The sequence below is a fragment of the Streptomyces sp. NPDC002896 genome (assembly GCF_040295225.1).
In the GTDB taxonomy this organism is placed as follows: Bacteria; Actinomycetota; Actinomycetes; order Streptomycetales; family Streptomycetaceae; genus Streptomyces.
Window position 1 is genome coordinate 1 of sequence record NZ_JBEOVA010000005.1, and the last position, 16120, is coordinate 16120.

The window sequence follows — 16120 nt, forward strand, 5'->3', positions numbered from 1 at the left end:
CCCTGCGCCGGGGCAGTAGCCGCCGACCGACTGCTCGCCCGCCCCGACCGCCCAGACGCCGTCTACGGACTCTTCGACCCCAACGGCACCGACCTACTGGCGGCGGCACGCCGGTACGGACTTCGCGTACCCGACGACCTGCTGCTGGTGTGCTGCAGCGAGTCGACCGTCTACGCCAACACCGAACCCCCCATCACCACGCTCTCCCTCAAGCCCCGCCGCATCGGCACCGCAGTAGTGCAACTCCTCATCGACGCCATCGAAGGCCTCGATTCCGACCAACCGGTCGAGCAGGTGATACCGACAGAACTCATCATCCGGTCCTCCTCCCAGCGGCGGCAGCCGCGCCCCATGGTCAACCCACCCCGCTCCCCCGGCCCGGGATAGACCGAGCCGAGAAGGGCAGGGGCGGGAGAGCGGGAAACACCGAGCTGCCATGGCCTGCAGGGAAACCCCTGCCCAATTCGGGAGAAAACTTCGGTGAACCGGGGTACGAAGCCGATTCACCACCCCTGGGTCATCACACAGAACGAGCCGCATTCCTATGATGGGCGGACGACACCGCGGGCCGCTGCGACCAGGCAGTCCGATCCGGTGCAGATGCGGCGCAATGGTGGTGGAGGGGTCGATGACTCAGGGGGCCGGTCAGGGACCCGAGGTGCTGACGGCGGCGCTGCGCGACTTCCGCGTTCCGGCGTACGTCCACGAGACCGGTCCGTACGCGCACAGTGCCGCCCCCGCAGGGCAGAGCGTCGGCATGCCCGAGGGCATCGCGGAGCCCGAGGGCTACACACCGACCCAGCGCGATCTACCGGTCGTCAACCGCGGAGACACCCTCCAGGTGCCGCTCGCACCGGAGCCCGCGCCCGACCCCGCCACCCCCGAAGGCCTCGGCCCCCTCTACGTCGTGGGTGATGTCCACGGCTACCTCGACCAGCTGGTCGAGGCGCTCCAGGAAAAGGGCCTCATCGACGCCGAGGGCAACTGGTCGGCGGGCAACACGCGGCTGTGGTTCCTCGGCGACTTCACCGACCGCGGGCCCGACGGTGTCGGCGTCATCGACCTCGTGATGCGGCTGTCCGCCGAGGCAGCGGCCGCCGGCGGCTACTGCAAGGCCCTCATGGGCAACCACGAACTGCTGCTGCTCGGCGCCAAGCGCTTCGGCGACACGCCGGTCAACTCCGGTGCGGGGACTGCCACTTTCCAGGCCGCCTGGCTGCTCAACGGCGGCCAGAAGACCGACATGGAACGCCTCCAGGACCACCATCTGCAGTGGATGGCCCGCCTCGACGCGATGGAGGAGGCGGACGGCCATCTCCTGGTGCACTCCGACACCACCGCCTACCTCGAGTACGGCGACTCCATTGAAGCGGTCAACGACACGGTCCGCGAGACCCTCACCCGCAACGACGCCGACGAATGCTGGGACCTCTTCCGGAAGTTCACCAAGCGGTTCGCCTTCCGCGACGACCAGACGGGCCCCGGCGCCGTGCGTGAACTCCTCGACACCTACGGCGGCACCCGCATCGTGCACGGCCACAGCCCCATCCCGTACCTCCTCGGCGAGGTCGGCTCGGAGGACGGAGAGAGCGGCGCGGGCCCCGCGGTCGAGGGACCGCACATCTACGCCGGCGGTCTGGCCGTCGCCATGGACGGCGGTGTGACCATGGCCGGAAAACTGCTGGTCTGCCAACTCCCCCTGGATAAATGACGGTTCGCGGGGCAGGCGCCCGGCAACGACGGCAGCTCTGGCCAGGGGCCCAATTTCCGGAAACCCCCTGTCACCACCAGCCGTGACCGCTCTACCATCGGTTTATCCGTAGCAGGCTCCCCTCCGTTTCTGCCACGGCTCGCAAGCCTGCGAGCTCCCAAGCCCTACGGAGCATCGGGGGATGCACATGAACAGCGCTCCGCACCTGCTGAATGAGGACCGCCAGGAGTACGAGCGGGTCCTCGATGAGGCGCTGCGCTCCGCACCACACCATGCTGATCTGGCCGCGATAGGCCGGCAGCTCAACGCCGAGCAGCTGCGCACCATGGCGCTCAATGCCACGGCACTGATCACGGCAGCCGCCGCAACCGAGTACCAGCACTATGTGAAGGTCCGCGACGAACTCCGCGAACCCGCACAGCCCGGCAGGGCCGTACTGGACGGGGCGAGCCGCACGGATTCCGGCTCGGGCGCCGTGGGGCTCGCCACCGCCACGGGCGAGGTCACCGAGCCCGTCGGCGCCGGCGCGATCGCCGTTGTCGCGGTGCTCACCCCGGTCCTCGCCGGCACCGCAGCCGCGATCTTCCTGCTCGTCGGCTACGTCCTGAAGGCTCTCGACCCCCGGGAGGCGTTCGCGCACACCCTCCTGACAACCGGCTGGGTGTTCACCGCGATCACGGCCGCAGCCATCCTGGTCGCCGCGGTCGGCCTGCTGCTCACCGCCCTGCGCAACGGCTCCACGTCACTTCAGGCCGACGAGTACAACGAACACAGCGAGGCGGTGGACCAGGCCCGGGAGGCCTGGCACCAGGCGCTCCTGGAGCGCGGCATACTGCCGTTCCTCAGGGAGGCCCTGGCCGACCCCGACCTGGCACCGCCGAGCCGCCCCACGCCGGCCGCCCCGACCAGCCGTATCCCTCACCTCGGGTACAACAGGCCGGGCTTCAGCAGCCCGGAAGGCGGACCCGCAGCCGGCCCGCGCCCCAGCTACTCCAGCCCGGACTTCACGAGCCCGGACTTCGGAGGCCCGGAGCACAAGCCGGAGTGAGCCAGGATGTGCCGGGCCGGGCTCAGCCGGGCCTGCAGAGCCAGGCGGCCGCCGCCCCGCGACGGCCGAGCCGCATGGGCCTCTCGACGCACGCGAGGGAGACCCATGCGGCGACCGCTCAATCGGTCAGTCGGCGATCGGCAGATACACCCGGTTGCCCGCTGCCGCGAACTCCTTGGACTTCTGCTCCATGCCCGCCTCGATCTCGCCCTTCGTGCTGCCGTGTTCGCGGCGGATGTCCTGCGAGATCTTCATCGAGCAGAACTTCGGGCCGCACATCGAGCAGAAGTGCGCGGTCTTCGCCGGCTCGGCCGGGAGCGTCTCGTCGTGGAACTCACGTGCCGTGTCCGGGTCGAGGGCCAGGTTGAACTGGTCCTCCCAGCGGAACTCGAAACGGGCGTCCGACAGTGCGTCGTCCCATTCCTGGGCGCCCGGGTGCCCCTTCGCGAGGTCGGCTGCGTGGGCTGCGATCTTGTAGGTGATGACGCCGGTCTTGACGTCGTCACGGTTGGGCAGGCCCAAGTGCTCCTTGGGCGTGACATAGCAGAGCATCGCCGTGCCCCACCAGGCGATCATCGCGGCACCGATGCCGGAGGTGATGTGGTCGTACGCCGGCGCGACGTCCGTCGTCAGCGGGCCGAGCGTATAGAACGGAGCTTCATCGCAGATCTCCTGCTGAAGGTCGATGTTCTCCTTGATCTTGTGCATCGGGACGTGTCCCGGGCCCTCGATCATGGTCTGCACGTTGAAACGCTTCGCGATCCGGTTGAGTTCCCCGAGCGTGCGCAACTCCGCGAACTGCGCCTCGTCGTTGGCGTCCGCGATCGAGCCGGGCCGCAGGCCGTCGCCGAGGGAGTAGGTCACGTCGTAGGCCGCGAGGATCTCGCAGAGCTCCTCGAAGTTCTCGTAGAGGAAGCTCTCCTTGTGGTGCGCGAGGCACCAGGCGGCCATGATCGAGCCGCCGCGGGAGACGATGCCGGTCTTGCGGTTGGCGGTCAGCGGTACGAAGGGCAGGCGCACGCCCGCGTGGACGGTCATGTAGTCCACGCCCTGCTCGGCCTGCTCGATGACCGTGTCCTTGTAGGTCTCCCAGGTCAGCTCCTCGGCCTTGCCGTCGACCTTCTCGAGGGCCTGGTAGAGGGGCACGGTCCCGATAGGTACGGGAGAGTTGCGGAGCACCCACTCGCGAGTGGTGTGGATGTTGCGGCCGGTGGAGAGGTCCATGACCGTGTCCGCGCCCCAGCGGGTCGCCCAGGTCATCTTCTCCACCTCCTCCTCGATGGAGGACGTCACGGCGGAGTTGCCGATGTTGGCGTTGACCTTCACCAGGAAACGCTTGCCGATGATCATCGGCTCGATCTCCGGGTGGTTGACGTTCGCGGGCAGCACCGCGCGGCCGGCGGCGATCTCCTCGCGTACGACCTCGGGGTCGACGTTCTCGCGGATCGCCACGAACTCCATCTCGGGCGTGATCTCGCCACGTCGCGCGTACGCGAGTTGTGTCACCGCCTGACCGGTGCGGCTCCTGCGCGGCTGGCGCGGACGGCCGGGGAACACGGCGTCCAGGTTGCGCAGTCCACCGCGGGGCGAGGTGTGCTTGATTCCGTCGTCCTCGGGGCGGACGGGCCGGCCCGCGTACTCCTCGGTGTCGCCGCGGGCGGTGATCCAGTTCTCGCGGAGGGGCGGCAGGCCCCTGCGGACGTCGGTGGTGGTGGACGGGTCGGTGTACGGTCCGGACGTGTCGTACAGCGTGACGGACTGCCCGTTGGTGAGGTGCACCTGACGGACCGGCACGCGCAGGTCGGAGCGTGAACCCTCGACGTACGCCTTGTGCCAGCCGATGGACTTCCCGGCCTCCCCGTCGCTGGAGTTCTGCGTGGAGGCAGGCGTGCGTGCGTCCTTGATGGTCATGAGACCTTCTCCCTACGCCGGCATTACCCGGTAACAGGTTCGGCGGTCGACGCAGCGGTTTCCGTCTGCCGATGTTTCATGTGAAACATCGCGATGACGAAGGTCAGCGCCCTCTCAGCCCGGTGCTCCGAGCTCCCGCGATTGCAAAAGTGCCTCCACGCTAGCGTCATATCTGGCGAGCTGAACAGAGGACCCCTGTCGTTCTTGCGATGATCTGCCCGTGAGCCCCATGCAGCAGCCCCCGCAGCCGCCCGAACCGCCACACGGACAGGGCCCGCCCAGACCTCCGTACGAGGGCGGCCCGCCCGGCCCTCCGTACGGGGGCGGCCCGCCCGGCCCTCCGTACGGACAGGGACGCCCCGGATCCCCGTACGGCCCAGCACCGTCCGGAGACCACCCCACCGGCCCGGAGAACGGACACGGGCACGGTCAGGGGCATGGGCCCGGACACGGGCACGGCGGCGGACCCGGCAACGGCGGCGGCAACGGCAACGGCAACGGCGACAACCACGGTCCTGGACCCGGGCATGGCCACTCGCACGCCCACGGCCCGGCCGCGCCCGTCTCGAAGCATCTGCGCAAGGTCATCGCCGCCGTGCTGATCCCCTTCGCGGCCGCGGTCGTCGTGGGTCTCGCCGTGCTCTGGCCCGGCGGCGCGCCGCCGCACGAGCGCACCGGAGTCGGCTTCGACCGGCAGACCGAGCAGGCCGTGGTCACCAAGGTCGAGAAGGTGGACTGCAAGGACGTGAACGCATCGGGGGACACCCCCACGGGCGACACGTCGACCGCGGAGGGTCAGTCCGCCGAGCAGCAGGCGAACGGGATTTGCGGGAAGGCCACGGTCGAGGTCGCGACCGGCAAGAACAAGGGCCGCACGTTCACGGAGATCGTGCAGCCGGACGCACCGCGGCAGCTGCACGAGGGCCAGGAAGTGGTGGTCGCGTACGCGCCCGACGCGCCCAAGGAGCTGCAGTACTCGGTCACCGATGTGAACCGCAGGGTCCCCATGGCTGTGCTCGCCGGGATCTTCGCGCTGGCCGTGGTCGTGGTGGGGCGGATGCGCGGTCTGATGGCGCTGATCGCGCTCGCGATCAGTTTCATGGTGCTGACGCTGTTCATCCTGCCCGCGATTCTGCAGGGCTCGAATCCGCTGGCCGTCGCGGTGGTCGGGGCGAGCGCCATCATGCTGATCGCGCTCTATCTCTGCCATGGACTCACAGCCCGTACCTCGGTCGCGGTGCTGGGCACACTCATCTCGCTGCTGCTGATCGGTCTATTGGGCTCGGTGTTCATCGACTGGGCCGCGCTGACCGGGAACACGGACGACAACACCGGCCTGATTCACGGCCTTTACCCGCATATCGACATGAGCGGTCTGCTGCTTGCGGGCGTGCTCATCGGTTCGCTCGGTGTGCTCGACGATGTGACGGTGACGCAGACCTCGGCGGTGTGGGAGCTGCACCAGGCAGACCCGACGGTGGGCTGGCGGAAGTTGTACCGGGCGGGAATCAGGATCGGCCGCGACCACATCGCATCGGTCGTGAACACTCTCGTCTTGGCGTATGCGGGCGCGGCCCTGCCGCTGCTGTTGCTGTTCTCGATCGCCCAGAGCAGCGTGGGCGCGGTGGCCAACAGTGAGCTGGTGGCGGAGGAGATCGTGCGGACCCTGGTGGGCTCGATCGGCCTCGTGGCGTCGGTGCCGGTGACGACCGCCCTCGCCGCGCTGGTGGTCTCCGCCGACAGGCCGGGCCCGGCTCCGGGACAGGCCCCGGACGCGACGGGGGCGGCGGATGCCCGGTCGGCAACGGGCACCCGGCCGCCGGCGCCACGCGGCGGACGAGGACGGCGCCGCAAGCGCTGACGCCGTAACCGACGTGCCTGGTTGCCTCAGCAGACGAAGCGTTACGGCAACTGCAGGTGCACGCGCAGTTTCGTTCCGTCAGCCCGCGCTCTGTTCCTCGGCGAGGATCCGGTCCAGGGTCTCGTCGAGACTGGCGTCGAAGTCGGCGAGGGCACGTTCCTGCCCAAGCGGCACAAGCTTGTCGGTGCGGTCGAGGAAGGCCACGAGGGGTGCGACTCCCGCCCTGAACATCGCTTGGTCGGTGCTCACCTGAAGCGTGATGAGCACCTCGTCGAACACCTTGTCCCCGGTTGGAGCGATGCGCACATCGCCGTCGCCGCACGGCGCGACCACCCCATCGACCAGGAGCTCCCGTCCGAAGGCCCAGGTCACGGGAGCATCACCGGGCAGATGAAAGGTCAGCCGCACGGCATAGGGATCGCGGGTCTCATAACTCAGCTCCACCGGGATACGGAAGGAGAGCTCCTCGGAAACGAGGAAGCTCATCATGACCTCAGCCTGTACGGACTCGCGCATCGCCGCCCCGTCAAATTCGCCGTCGTCTGGCCAGGGATGAGCCCCTGGCACGCATGTGGAATCTTGCTCAACGTACACAACAGATCACAAGGAGTGATTTTTCAGATCCTGATAGAGCCCGAGAGTCCCTGACAGCCTGCCTATCTCGCTCTGCAACCGCCGAGTCACCGGAAGCAGCCGTTCCTCCTGATGGGCAGGGAGGGAGACGGCGATCGCGGCGGCCGTGGTGCCGAACGTGAGGGGAATCGCCGAGCACACGGTCCCGAGGGCGTACTCCTGCCGTTCGATGACGGGCCGCATGCGGCGCATCGCCTCGAGCCGACGCAGGAAGGTTCTTTCATCGCGGACCGAGTACGGGGTGATCGACTGCACCGGATAGCGGTCCAGATGGTCCCGGCGCGCTTCGTCATCCAGCTGGGACAGCAGGCACTGGCCGATCGCATGGGTGTGCCCGGTCTCGCGGAAGTCCGCCCATTCCGGCACGGCGGGGGCGGCCGGGCTTTCCGCCACGGCCAGGACGTCGATCTCACCGTTTCGGTACACCGCGTAGTACACAGGTACGCCAAGGGAGTCGCGCCAGTGTGCGAGTGCGTCGCCCATACTGCTGCGACGTTTCTGCTGAGCGCCTTTGCTGCTCAGCCGTTCGGTGGCGTCGCCGAGGACGAACCGGCCGTCCTCCCGGTCGAGATAGCCCTCGTGCGCCAGTGTGCGCAGCAGGTGGTACGCGGTGGGGAGCGCGAGCCCGGTCTCGCGGGCCAGCTGTTTGGCAGGCGCGCCGTGATCGTGTGCGGCGACGGCCTCCAGCAGGCGTATGGCCCGCTGGACCGATCCGATGAGGGTCGGCGCCTGGACCCGGGCATCGCTTGAGCGAGGACCGGGCTGGGCCGGGAGACAGTTGGGAGGTTTGTCAGCGGGTGTGGTGTCAACCTTGGCCAAGGGTCGCTCCCGAAGCGCGTAGGTCCCGCCCGTGCCGGGGGACACGGGGACGGGGCTGAGAGCCTGCTCGCGGGGGCCACCCCGCGTCGGATTACCGGACTCTAGCCCTTGGCCGCCGGCTGCCGGCGGCCTCGGCCGGAAACTTCCCCCTGCCGAGGGAACCGCGCCGGAATACGCGTACTGCCACGCCGATTTCGGGTCACCCTGGGACCTGTCAGTCGTTACTCCGCGATCTGTCGGTCGCTGGCGCGAGGGCCGTCGGCCGGTGTCGCACAATCCACCCGGCCCCCGCTGCACGGCCTACCAGTCGCTGTTGCGCGATGACGAGGTCGAGATGAACTTCCGTACGACGTAGATGAGTCCACCGACGAGCGCGACGAACAGCAACACCTTGAAGAGCAGGCCGATCAGGAAGCCGACAACGCTCGCAATCATCCCGCCGAACACCACCAGGGCGATGACCGGCACCGCGATCCACTTCACCCACCAGGGCATGCCCGCGAAGATCTCTCGCACTGCCATCGTCCTTACCTCTTTCCACACGCCTGAGTCCGTGTTCTCGATGCTAGGGGCGCAGTGGGGGGTCGTGGGGGCCTCGGGCCCCCTGTCCTTCCCTGATCGTCCCCCTAGGGAACCCCGAGACGGATTCCCCAGGCGGAGCGCCGGACCGGATCTCTGAGGGTCCGGGCGGCTCAGCCCTCCGGCGGGGAGAAGACCACGAGGACCCGCAGGCCCTCCGAGATGTGGTGGAACTTGTGTGCGACTCCGGCCGGGACATAGACGACGCTGCCCCGCGCCACCTGTGTGGTCTCCATGCCGACGGTGATCGCTGCGCGCCCGCTGACGACGAAGTACACCTCGTCCTGGTTGTGCGGCTTCTGCGGGTCGTGCTCGCCCGCGTTGAGCGCATACAGGCCGACCGACATGTTCCGCTCACGCAGAAACTGCAGATACGCACCGTCATTGGCGGCGCGCTCCGCCTCCAGTTCGTCCAGCCGGAATGCCTTCATCGCTTCTTTGCCCCTTGGCCGTACTCGTGATCCGATCGGGTCTGCCACGATCAGACACATGATGAATTTCCTAGTCAAGACACTCGCCAACGCCGGGGCTCTGGCCGTGGCCGTATGGCTGCTCGACAAGATCACCCTGACCGGTGACAACACCGGCAGCAAGGTGCTGACACTGATCATCGTGGCTCTGCTCTTCGGCCTGGTGAACTTCCTGGTCAAGCCGGTGGTGAAGGTGCTCACCTTCCCGCTGTTCATTCTGACGCTCGGGCTGATAACGCTCGTGGTCAACGCCCTGATGCTGCTGCTGACCTCGTGGCTGGCGGGCAAGCTCGACGTGAGCTTCCATGTCGAGGGGTTCTGGACCGCCGTGCTGGGCGGCCTGATCATTTCGATCGTGTCCTGGGCCCTGAACGTCGTGCTCCCGGACAAGGACTGAGCGCATTCGATGTCTTCTCTCTCTTCCCGGTCGTCGGCGCCTTCCGTGCCGTATCGCGTGTGCTTCGTCTGCACGGGCAACATCTGCCGCTCGCCCATGGCCCAGTCCGTCTTCAGGGAGCGTGTCCGTGAGGCCGGTCTCGACGATCTCATCGAGGTCGACAGCGCGGGCACGGGCGCATGGCACGAAGGGGACTGCGCCGACCCGCGCACCGTCTCCGTGCTCGAGGCGAACGGATACGCGAGCGAACATGTGGCGCGGGAGTTCCAGGCCTCCTGGTTCTCCCGGCTCGACCTGGTGATCGCCCTCGACTCCGGCCATCTGCAGGCCCTGCGCCGGCTGGCGCCGACCCCGGAGGAGGCGGAGAAGATCCGGCTGCTGCGTTCCTTCGACCCCTCCGCGTCCGGCGATCTGGACGTGCCCGATCCTTATTACGGGGGCCTGGCCGGGTTCGAGGAGTGCCTGGACATGGTGGAGGCGGCGAGCGAAGGACTGCTCGCCGCCGTACGTAAGGCAGTGGAAGGACAGGCGGCATGACGGACACCCCGGAGAAGGCGGACACCCCCGAGAAGGCGGAGAGTGCGGAGAAGGCGTCGGCTGAGGCGCGCGCGGCCGGAGACGGCACGCGCGCGGTGCGGGCCGGTCTGCCGGAGGCCGTGAAGTACGAGCCGAGCCTGCCGGGGCCGGTGTTCGCGGCGCACTTCCACCTGCCCGGCGATCCCACAGGCCCGTACACCTACGCCCGTGACGAGAACCCGACCTGGACGCATCTGGAGCGGGCCATCGGCGAGCTCGAGGCGCCGGGGCAGGACGTGGAGACGCTCGTCTTCGCGTCCGGCATGGCCGCGATCTCGGCCGTCCTGTTCTCGCAGCTGCGGGCCGGCGACGCGGTGGTCCTGCCGAGCGACGGCTATCAGGTCCTGCCGCTGGTGCGCGAGCAGCTGACCGCGTACGGCATCGAGGTGCGCACCGCGCCGACAGGCGGCGATGCCCAACTCGACGTCCTGGACGGGGCCCGGCTGCTGTGGATCGAGACGCCGTCGAACCCGGGGCTCGACGTGTGCGACGTGCGACGGCTCGTCGAGGCGGCACACGCGCGTGGCGCTCTGGTCGCCGTCGACAACACCCTCGCCACCCCGCTCGGCCAGCGCCCGCTGGAACTCGGCGCCGACTTCGCCGTGGCCAGCGGCACCAAGCAGCTCACCGGACACGGCGACATCCTGCTGGGGTACGTCGCGTGCCGGGACGCCGAGCTGGCGGCATCGGTGAGGCGCTGGCGCAAGATCGTCGGGGCCATCCTGGGCCCGATGGAGGCCTGGCTCGCCCATCGCGCCATCGCCACGCTCCAGCTGCGGGCCGACCGGCAGAACGCCAACGCGCTGGCCGTCGCCGAGGCGCTGCGCGACCGGGAGGAGGTGACCGGCCTGCGCTACCCGGGCCTGCCGGACGACCCCTCGCACAAGATCGCGTCCCAGCAGATGCGCCGTTTCGGGTGCGTGGTCTCGTTCACGCTGCCCACACGCGCGCGTGCCGATCGTTTTCTGGAGGCGCTGCGACTCGTGGACGATGCGACGAGCTTCGGCGGTGTGCGTTCTACGGCCGAGCGACGCGGCCGGTGGGGCGGTGACGCGGTTCCGGAAGGATTCATCCGCTTCTCGGCCGGAGCAGAGGACACCGACGATCTGGTGGCGGATGTGCTGCGCGCGCTCGACGAGTCCGCGGACTGACGGCTTCCGGAACGCCACGCCGCGGGTCCCATGTGCCCGCGGCTCACACGGCTGCGTACAGCGGACGGTCCGAGCCTCCCCCCTCGTGGCTCGGACCGTCCCGGTTCTGCGCGCGAAGAACCGCGAAAACAAGGCTAGTTGACTCTCTGTCAGTGTCCAATCACAGTAGCGACAGAGACCTATCGACTTATTTATAGTTGGGCGCGCTGGGGGCTTTGGGAGGGGAGGAGCTACCGATGGATCTGGCCCTGCTGCGCACTTTTGTGACCGTGCACCGGGCTGGTTCCTTCACCAGGGCCGCCGCACTGCTCGGTCTCTCGCAGCCTGCGGTGACCTCTCAGATCCGCACTCTGGAGCGGCAGCTGGGCCGCCCGCTCTTTCTGCGTCAGGCGCGTGGCGTGACTCCCACGACGATCGGCGACGAGCTGGCCCACAAGGCCGCCCCGCATCTCGACGCCCTGGTGGAGATCACCGAGGCCGGCCTCGACGAGGATTCCTCTTTACGCACTCTGCATCTCGCGGGTCCCCCGGAGTTCACCGCCGAGCGCGCTCTGCCGGCGCTTGCGGCGCTGACTCGCGAGAACGGCCAGTCGTTCGCGCTGCGTGCTTCGTTCGGCAATGCCGAGGAGACACTCGAAGGCCTGGCGGCCGGGCATCACGATCTGGCCATTACGACGACCCGTCCGCGGGGTGCTCTGCTCACGGCGACTCCGCTCTGCGACGAAGAGCACGTCCTCGTCACCGCTCCCCGCTGGGCCGCCCATGTCAGCTCCGGCAAGCTGCACCGCAATGACCCGCCGGCCCTGGAGAACCTGCCGGTAGTGGAGGTGCATGAGTCGCTGCCGCTCGTGGCCCGCTACTGGGCCGCCGTCTTCGACTGCCGTCCGGCGATCTCCGGCACGGTCATCGTTCCTGATCTACGCGCGGTGTTGGCCTGTGCAGTCGCGGGCGCCGGGCTGGCCGTGCTCCCTCGCTATCTGTGCGCTCCGGCCCTGGAACGCGGAGACATCGTCGCGCTCCTCGACCCCGCTGTGCCACCGCTGCGGACGTACTTCCTGGCGGTGCGCACCGGCACACTCGCCATGCCGCATATCGCGCGAGCACACGAGTGGCTACTGCGTGCTGCCGCCGACTGGGCATGATCGGGCACCAGAGAGTCCGCCAGGACGCGCGAGGACGTACCGGGGGCATTCGCGAGGTTTCACGTGGAACCGACCGGGCCACATTTCTCCCATGACCGTCCGACCCGTGGTCAAGCGCACCGCACGTGCCGTCCTGCTGGACGGCGAAGACCTGATCCTGATCAAGCGGACCAAGCCTGGCGTCGACCCCTACTGGGTCACCCCCGGTGGCGGGGTCGAGCCCGAGGACGCAACCGTCGTCGACGCGCTCCATCGCGAAGTGCACGAGGAACTCGGCGCCAAGATCATCGATGTGGTCCCATGCTTTGTGGACACCGTGGAGCACATCGGCGAAGACGGTGGCGCGACCGGTGTGAAAGTGCAGCACTTCTTCGTCTGCCGGCTGGAATCCATGGACGAGGCCCATCGGCACGGACCGGAGATGGAGGACCCGTGCGGCGAGTACGAGATCGTGCGTGTGCCCTTCACCCGTGTGGGCATCGCATCCGTGCATCTCGTCCCGCTGTCGCTGCGGCACTACCTCGACGGCAACATCGAGGGAGTACGGGCGATGCATGCGCCTGACCTCGGCTGACCGGAACCGAGCAGATCAGTCGCCGATCGTGACGAGCTCCTCTATGGCATCGTGGCGGATCCGGTCCGAAGGGATGCCGATGTCCCTCAGGGCGTCCACGCCACGGCGGATCATGCCGGGAGGACCCGACAGATAGGCGTCGTACTCGTTCCACGGGCCGTATGCGCGTATGGCGTCAGGCAGCTGGAGATGGGCCTGCTGATCGATGACCGGCCGCACCTCGAGCCAGGGGTGGGACTGCTGCAGGCGCAGCATCGTGTCGATGTCGTACAGGTCGTGATCGGTACGCGCGCCGTAGAAGACCTCGACCGGGCGCCGCTCACCGTGTTCGGCGACATCCTCTATGAGCGCCTTGATGGGCGCGATGCCGGTGCCTCCGCCGAGGCAGAGAAGGCCGGTGTCGGTGCCGTGGTCGACCGTCATCGAACCTGCCGGGGGCCCGAGCCGGATCACGTCGCCCGGGCGCGCACGGTGGACCAGAGCGTTGGAGACCCAGCCGGCCGGCACCGCCTTGACGTGAAAGGACAGCAGCCCGTCGGGCCGTGGCGCGGAGGCGAAGGAATAGTGCCGCCATACCCGCGGCCACCACGGCGTCTCCAGACTCGTGTACTGACCGGCAAGGAAGGGATACGGCTGGTCCGGGCGGACCGTGATGACAGCGATGTCGGGTGTCCTGAGATCGTGCGAGACGACCTCGGCGTACCACCACGCGGGGGCACGCAGCTCGTCCTCCGCCGCAGCATCGATCATGACCTGGGAGATCGTCGTGTACGTACGGACCCAGGCGGCCTCGGTCTCGTCGTCCCAGGTGCTCGTGGCGTACCTGGTGAGCGCCGCGATGAGGCACTCGCCGACAGCCGGATAGTGCTCGGGCCGGGTCCCGTACTTGCGGTGGCCGCGGCCGAGATTCTGCAGATAGGCGACGAGGACGGCGGTGTTGTCGATGTGCTCTGCGGCCGTCAGCAGCGCCTTGAGGAGACGGTCGCGCTGAGTGTCCATGGCCGCGGGGAACAGGGGCCGCAGTTCCGGGTGACGGACGAAGAGCAGCGCGTAGAAGTAGGAGGTCACCTTGTCGGCGACGGGGCCGACCTCGGCCATGGTGCGCCGGACGAGAACCGCGTCCGGCGATGCGCCGTCCGATACGTGATGGCGGGCAGGGGCGGGGTCGAGGGCTGGCCCTTGTGGAGACGCATCAGCGGGAGCGTGGGCTGCTGCGGGGGCAGTCGCTTCGGAAGCACGCGACTCGAAGTGCGCCGGGTGAGGGGTTGTTGGTCCGGCAGCAGGATCCGGTCGGGTCAGTAGCGTTCCGGCGAGTGCGGAGGCCGTCTGTGCGTCCGTTCCCGGGCTCGGCTGCGACGGGGCGGCCGTCTGGATGGCCGTTTCTGCTGGGCGCCCGGCTGTGGGCATCGAGGCCGACATCGGAGCCGGGGCCGGCGTCACATCTGGCGATGTCGGCGTCGGGCGTGGTGATGGTGCCGGCGCAGAGGATGGTTCCGATGGGGGAACGGGTCCCGACGCGGGCCTGCCGACAGGGCGTATGGGCGATATACGTCGGCCCTCGGCCCCCTCCGGCTCCTCGCCGGCGGGCCTGGCGGGCTGCTTGCGCGGCGTGAACCAGCCGCCACCGCCGCTGCTGTCGTCGCCGGAAGTGCCGTTGTCGGCCGACTTCGTGGTCGGAGCGTCCATGCTGTGCCTCGCCTCGAACATCTTTCGGTCGGTCTGCGCACTTCCCCTGTCGGAAGTTGCTTGATTCCCCCGCTGACACTTGCGCTTTTCTCTGCACTACCCGGCTGCAATGCGGTCCACATTGAACCGTGGACTCCCGCCCTCCAAGGACAAGTGGGGCGGGATTGTGACATTGGCCGCAGCCTTGTGACGGCAGCATCCCATGGTGCGCCATGAGGCCCGCCATGTAACGGAAAGTCCGAGTCTTCGATCTCTCCGTCCCATTAGGCTGCGATGGCTTACGCTCGGCCCCGCCGGTTACCCAGGCGTACAGGGGGCCGAACCGGACTCGACCATACCGGCAGATGCCCCACACACAAGTCCTTCCTTCCTTCACGAGGAATTCAGCGGACTCCACCGGGAATTGCGGCAATTAGCGGATGGCCCCACCAATTCGCAGGTCGCGTCAGGTTCTGCGAGCCTGGTACGCACGCGTGCCCCCCTGGTCAGACGCCGTCCACGCCCCTCACCCAGCACCCTGTTTCACGTGAAACCGAGTGGCCGGCATGCCAGGATCGCCGACCTGGCCGAAGTGCGTGTGGCGGCCGGCAAACCGGTGGACACCACGGCTCTGCATCAGCCAGCCTGACCTGCGTGTCGACCACCCCCTCCCTCGCCGCCCTGCCGATCCGTCAGCTCACCCCGCGAGATCTCAAGTCCTGCGCCGATCTGTCCCAGGACCGCGGCTGGCCTCGCGAAGAACACAAGTGGCGCCTTCTCCTGACGGCCGGTACCGGCTATGGCATCGACGATCCTGACGGCGGCCTTGTCAGCGCCTGTGTCGTGACCGAGTACGGTCCGCGGGAGCGCGCTGATCTGGCGGCGGTCGGCATGGTGCTGGTCGCGGAGCGGCACTCCCGCAAGGGCGTCGGCCGCCGGCTGATGCGGCATGTCATCGCCCGAGCCGGCGCGACGCCGCTCACACTGCACGCAACGTCTGCCGGCCGGCCTCTCTACGAGGAGCTGGGATTCAAGGCCGTGGGACAGGCGGAGATGGTTCGGGGCCACTTCCGTCCCGGCGGTCCCCCGCCCGCTGTCCCCACCCGCCCCGCCACGGCCGAGGATCTGCCCGCCATTCTCCGTCTGGACGGGGAGGTGTTCGGTCCCGACCGCACCCACATGATCACGCGACTGCCCGCGTTTGCCGACCAGTTGAGGGTGGCGGAGGAGAACGGCGAGATCGTCGGCTACGCGGCCGCCTGGCCCAACATGGCGACCCATGCCGTCGGCCCGCTGATCGCCCGCGACACGGAGACGGCCAAGGCACTCGTCACCTCGCTCGCCGCCGGCACGGACCGCCTTCTGCGCACAGACATCGACGTACGCCACGAAGAGCTGCTCGCCTGGATCAAGGAACGAGGAGTGGAGTCGCAGGGGCTCAACTCCGTGATGACGTATGGCATTCCGGATCTGCCGGGCGACTGGACGCGGCGCTTCGCGCCACTGACGGTCGCCGCAGGATGACACAGACGCCATGAGGCACACAGACGCCGTGAGGCCCGGTCCCCTTGGGACACGGGCCT

16 protein-coding genes are annotated in these 16120 nt (G+C 68.5%); 10 read left to right on the plus strand and 6 right to left on the minus strand.

What is annotated here, in order from left to right:
- The 3 genes from ABT009_RS09470 to ABT009_RS09480 form a co-directional block, all read left to right on the plus strand.
- On the plus strand, window positions 1–387 hold a 387-nt coding region (locus ABT009_RS09470; RefSeq protein ID WP_351291364.1), incomplete at its 5' end, for a substrate-binding domain-containing protein.
- Window positions 388–628: 241 nt separating this feature from the next.
- Window positions 629–1711 carry a metallophosphoesterase gene (locus ABT009_RS09475; protein ID WP_351291366.1) on the plus strand — a complete coding sequence of 361 codons (1083 nt, stop codon included), beginning with the start codon at window positions 629–631 and terminating at the stop codon, window positions 1709–1711.
- Between the two features lie 181 nt (window positions 1712–1892).
- Window positions 1893–2759: a hypothetical protein gene (locus ABT009_RS09480; protein WP_351291368.1), complete on the plus strand. Its 867-nt coding sequence runs from the start codon at window positions 1893–1895 to the stop codon at window positions 2757–2759.
- A 126-nt stretch (window positions 2760–2885) separates the two neighbouring features.
- On the opposite strand, the gene thiC is transcribed toward ABT009_RS09480, so the two are convergent.
- Window positions 2886–4670, minus strand: a complete 1785-nt coding sequence (gene thiC / locus ABT009_RS09485; RefSeq protein ID WP_351291370.1) for a phosphomethylpyrimidine synthase ThiC — start codon at window positions 4668–4670, stop codon at window positions 2886–2888.
- Between the two features lie 229 nt (window positions 4671–4899).
- On the opposite strand from thiC, the gene ABT009_RS09490 reads away from it, so the two are divergent.
- Window positions 4900–6531: a YibE/F family protein gene (locus ABT009_RS09490; protein WP_502989849.1), complete on the plus strand. Its 1632-nt coding sequence runs from the start codon at window positions 4900–4902 to the stop codon at window positions 6529–6531.
- Between the two features lie 78 nt (window positions 6532–6609).
- Here the strand turns inward: ABT009_RS09490 and ABT009_RS09495 are convergent, their stop codons facing one another.
- The 4 genes from ABT009_RS09495 to ABT009_RS09510 form a co-directional block, all read right to left on the minus strand.
- Window positions 6610–7047 (minus strand): SsgA family sporulation/cell division regulator, encoded by a 438-nt coding sequence (locus ABT009_RS09495; RefSeq protein WP_351291374.1) that lies wholly within the window; start codon window positions 7045–7047, stop codon window positions 6610–6612.
- A gap of 84 nt (window positions 7048–7131) precedes the next feature.
- Entirely contained in the window at window positions 7132–7881 is a 750-nt protein-coding gene (locus ABT009_RS09500) for an IclR family transcriptional regulator (RefSeq protein ID WP_351292149.1), read from the minus strand.
- 402 nt (window positions 7882–8283) lie between these two features.
- Complete coding sequence (locus ABT009_RS09505) at window positions 8284–8499, minus strand: DUF5326 family protein (RefSeq protein ID WP_351292151.1); 216 nt, start codon at window positions 8497–8499, stop codon at window positions 8284–8286.
- A gap of 176 nt (window positions 8500–8675) precedes the next feature.
- Complete coding sequence (locus tag ABT009_RS09510; RefSeq protein WP_351291376.1) at window positions 8676–8993, minus strand: cupin domain-containing protein; 318 nt, start codon at window positions 8991–8993, stop codon at window positions 8676–8678.
- A gap of 58 nt (window positions 8994–9051) precedes the next feature.
- Here ABT009_RS09510 and ABT009_RS09515 point away from each other — a divergent pair, with 58 nt between their 5' ends.
- The 5 genes from ABT009_RS09515 (at window position 9052) to ABT009_RS09535 (ending at window position 12872) form a co-directional block, all read left to right on the plus strand.
- Window positions 9052–9429, plus strand: a complete 378-nt coding sequence (locus tag ABT009_RS09515) for a phage holin family protein (RefSeq protein ID WP_351291378.1) — start codon at window positions 9052–9054, stop codon at window positions 9427–9429.
- Between the two features lie 45 nt (window positions 9430–9474).
- On the plus strand, window positions 9475–9966 hold the full coding sequence (locus ABT009_RS09520) for a low molecular weight protein-tyrosine-phosphatase (RefSeq protein WP_351292153.1): 492 nt from the start codon (window positions 9475–9477) through the stop codon (window positions 9964–9966).
- Window positions 9963–11156, plus strand: coding sequence for a cystathionine gamma-lyase (locus ABT009_RS09525; RefSeq protein ID WP_351291380.1), 1194 nt, complete (start codon window positions 9963–9965; stop codon window positions 11154–11156). The genes ABT009_RS09520 and ABT009_RS09525 overlap by 4 nt, the downstream gene beginning before the upstream one ends.
- A gap of 236 nt (window positions 11157–11392) precedes the next feature.
- Window positions 11393–12298 carry a LysR family transcriptional regulator gene (locus tag ABT009_RS09530; protein WP_351291382.1) on the plus strand — a complete coding sequence of 302 codons (906 nt, stop codon included), beginning with the start codon at window positions 11393–11395 and terminating at the stop codon, window positions 12296–12298.
- A gap of 91 nt (window positions 12299–12389) precedes the next feature.
- On the plus strand, window positions 12390–12872 hold the full coding sequence (locus tag ABT009_RS09535; RefSeq protein ID WP_351291384.1) for an NUDIX domain-containing protein: 483 nt from the start codon (window positions 12390–12392) through the stop codon (window positions 12870–12872).
- Window positions 12873–12887: 15 nt separating this feature from the next.
- On the opposite strand, the gene ABT009_RS09540 is transcribed toward ABT009_RS09535, so the two are convergent.
- Window positions 12888–14558: a globin domain-containing protein gene (locus tag ABT009_RS09540; protein WP_351291386.1), complete on the minus strand. Its 1671-nt coding sequence runs from the start codon at window positions 14556–14558 to the stop codon at window positions 12888–12890.
- A gap of 633 nt (window positions 14559–15191) precedes the next feature.
- On the opposite strand from ABT009_RS09540, the gene ABT009_RS09545 reads away from it, so the two are divergent.
- Window positions 15192–16061, plus strand: a complete 870-nt coding sequence (locus tag ABT009_RS09545; RefSeq protein WP_351291388.1) for a GNAT family N-acetyltransferase — start codon at window positions 15192–15194, stop codon at window positions 16059–16061.
- The last annotated feature ends 59 nt before the right edge of the window (window positions 16062–16120 follow it).

Excerpts from the sequence above, each read along its gene's own strand:
- thiC (WP_351291370.1), bottom strand. The coding sequence starts at position 4,670 with ATGACCATCAAGGACGCACGCACGCCTGCCTCCACGCAGAACTCCAGC.
- ABT009_RS09525 (WP_351291380.1), top strand. The coding sequence starts at position 9,963 with ATGACGGACACCCCGGAGAAGGCGGACACCCCCGAGAAGGCGGAGAGT.
- ABT009_RS09480 (WP_351291368.1), top strand. The coding sequence starts at position 1,893 with ATGCACATGAACAGCGCTCCGCACCTGCTGAATGAGGACCGCCAGGAG.
- ABT009_RS09495 (WP_351291374.1), bottom strand. The coding sequence starts at position 7,047 with ATGCGCGAGTCCGTACAGGCTGAGGTCATGATGAGCTTCCTCGTTTCC.
- ABT009_RS09540 (WP_351291386.1), bottom strand. The coding sequence starts at position 14,558 with ATGGACGCTCCGACCACGAAGTCGGCCGACAACGGCACTTCCGGCGAC.
- ABT009_RS09510 (WP_351291376.1), bottom strand. The coding sequence starts at position 8,993 with ATGAAGGCATTCCGGCTGGACGAACTGGAGGCGGAGCGCGCCGCCAAT.
- ABT009_RS09530 (WP_351291382.1), top strand. The coding sequence starts at position 11,393 with ATGGATCTGGCCCTGCTGCGCACTTTTGTGACCGTGCACCGGGCTGGT.
- ABT009_RS09535 (WP_351291384.1), top strand. The coding sequence starts at position 12,390 with ATGACCGTCCGACCCGTGGTCAAGCGCACCGCACGTGCCGTCCTGCTG.
- ABT009_RS09515 (WP_351291378.1), top strand. The coding sequence starts at position 9,052 with ATGATGAATTTCCTAGTCAAGACACTCGCCAACGCCGGGGCTCTGGCC.
- ABT009_RS09475 (WP_351291366.1), top strand. The coding sequence starts at position 629 with ATGACTCAGGGGGCCGGTCAGGGACCCGAGGTGCTGACGGCGGCGCTG.
- ABT009_RS09490 (WP_502989849.1), top strand. The coding sequence starts at position 4,900 with ATGCAGCAGCCCCCGCAGCCGCCCGAACCGCCACACGGACAGGGCCCG.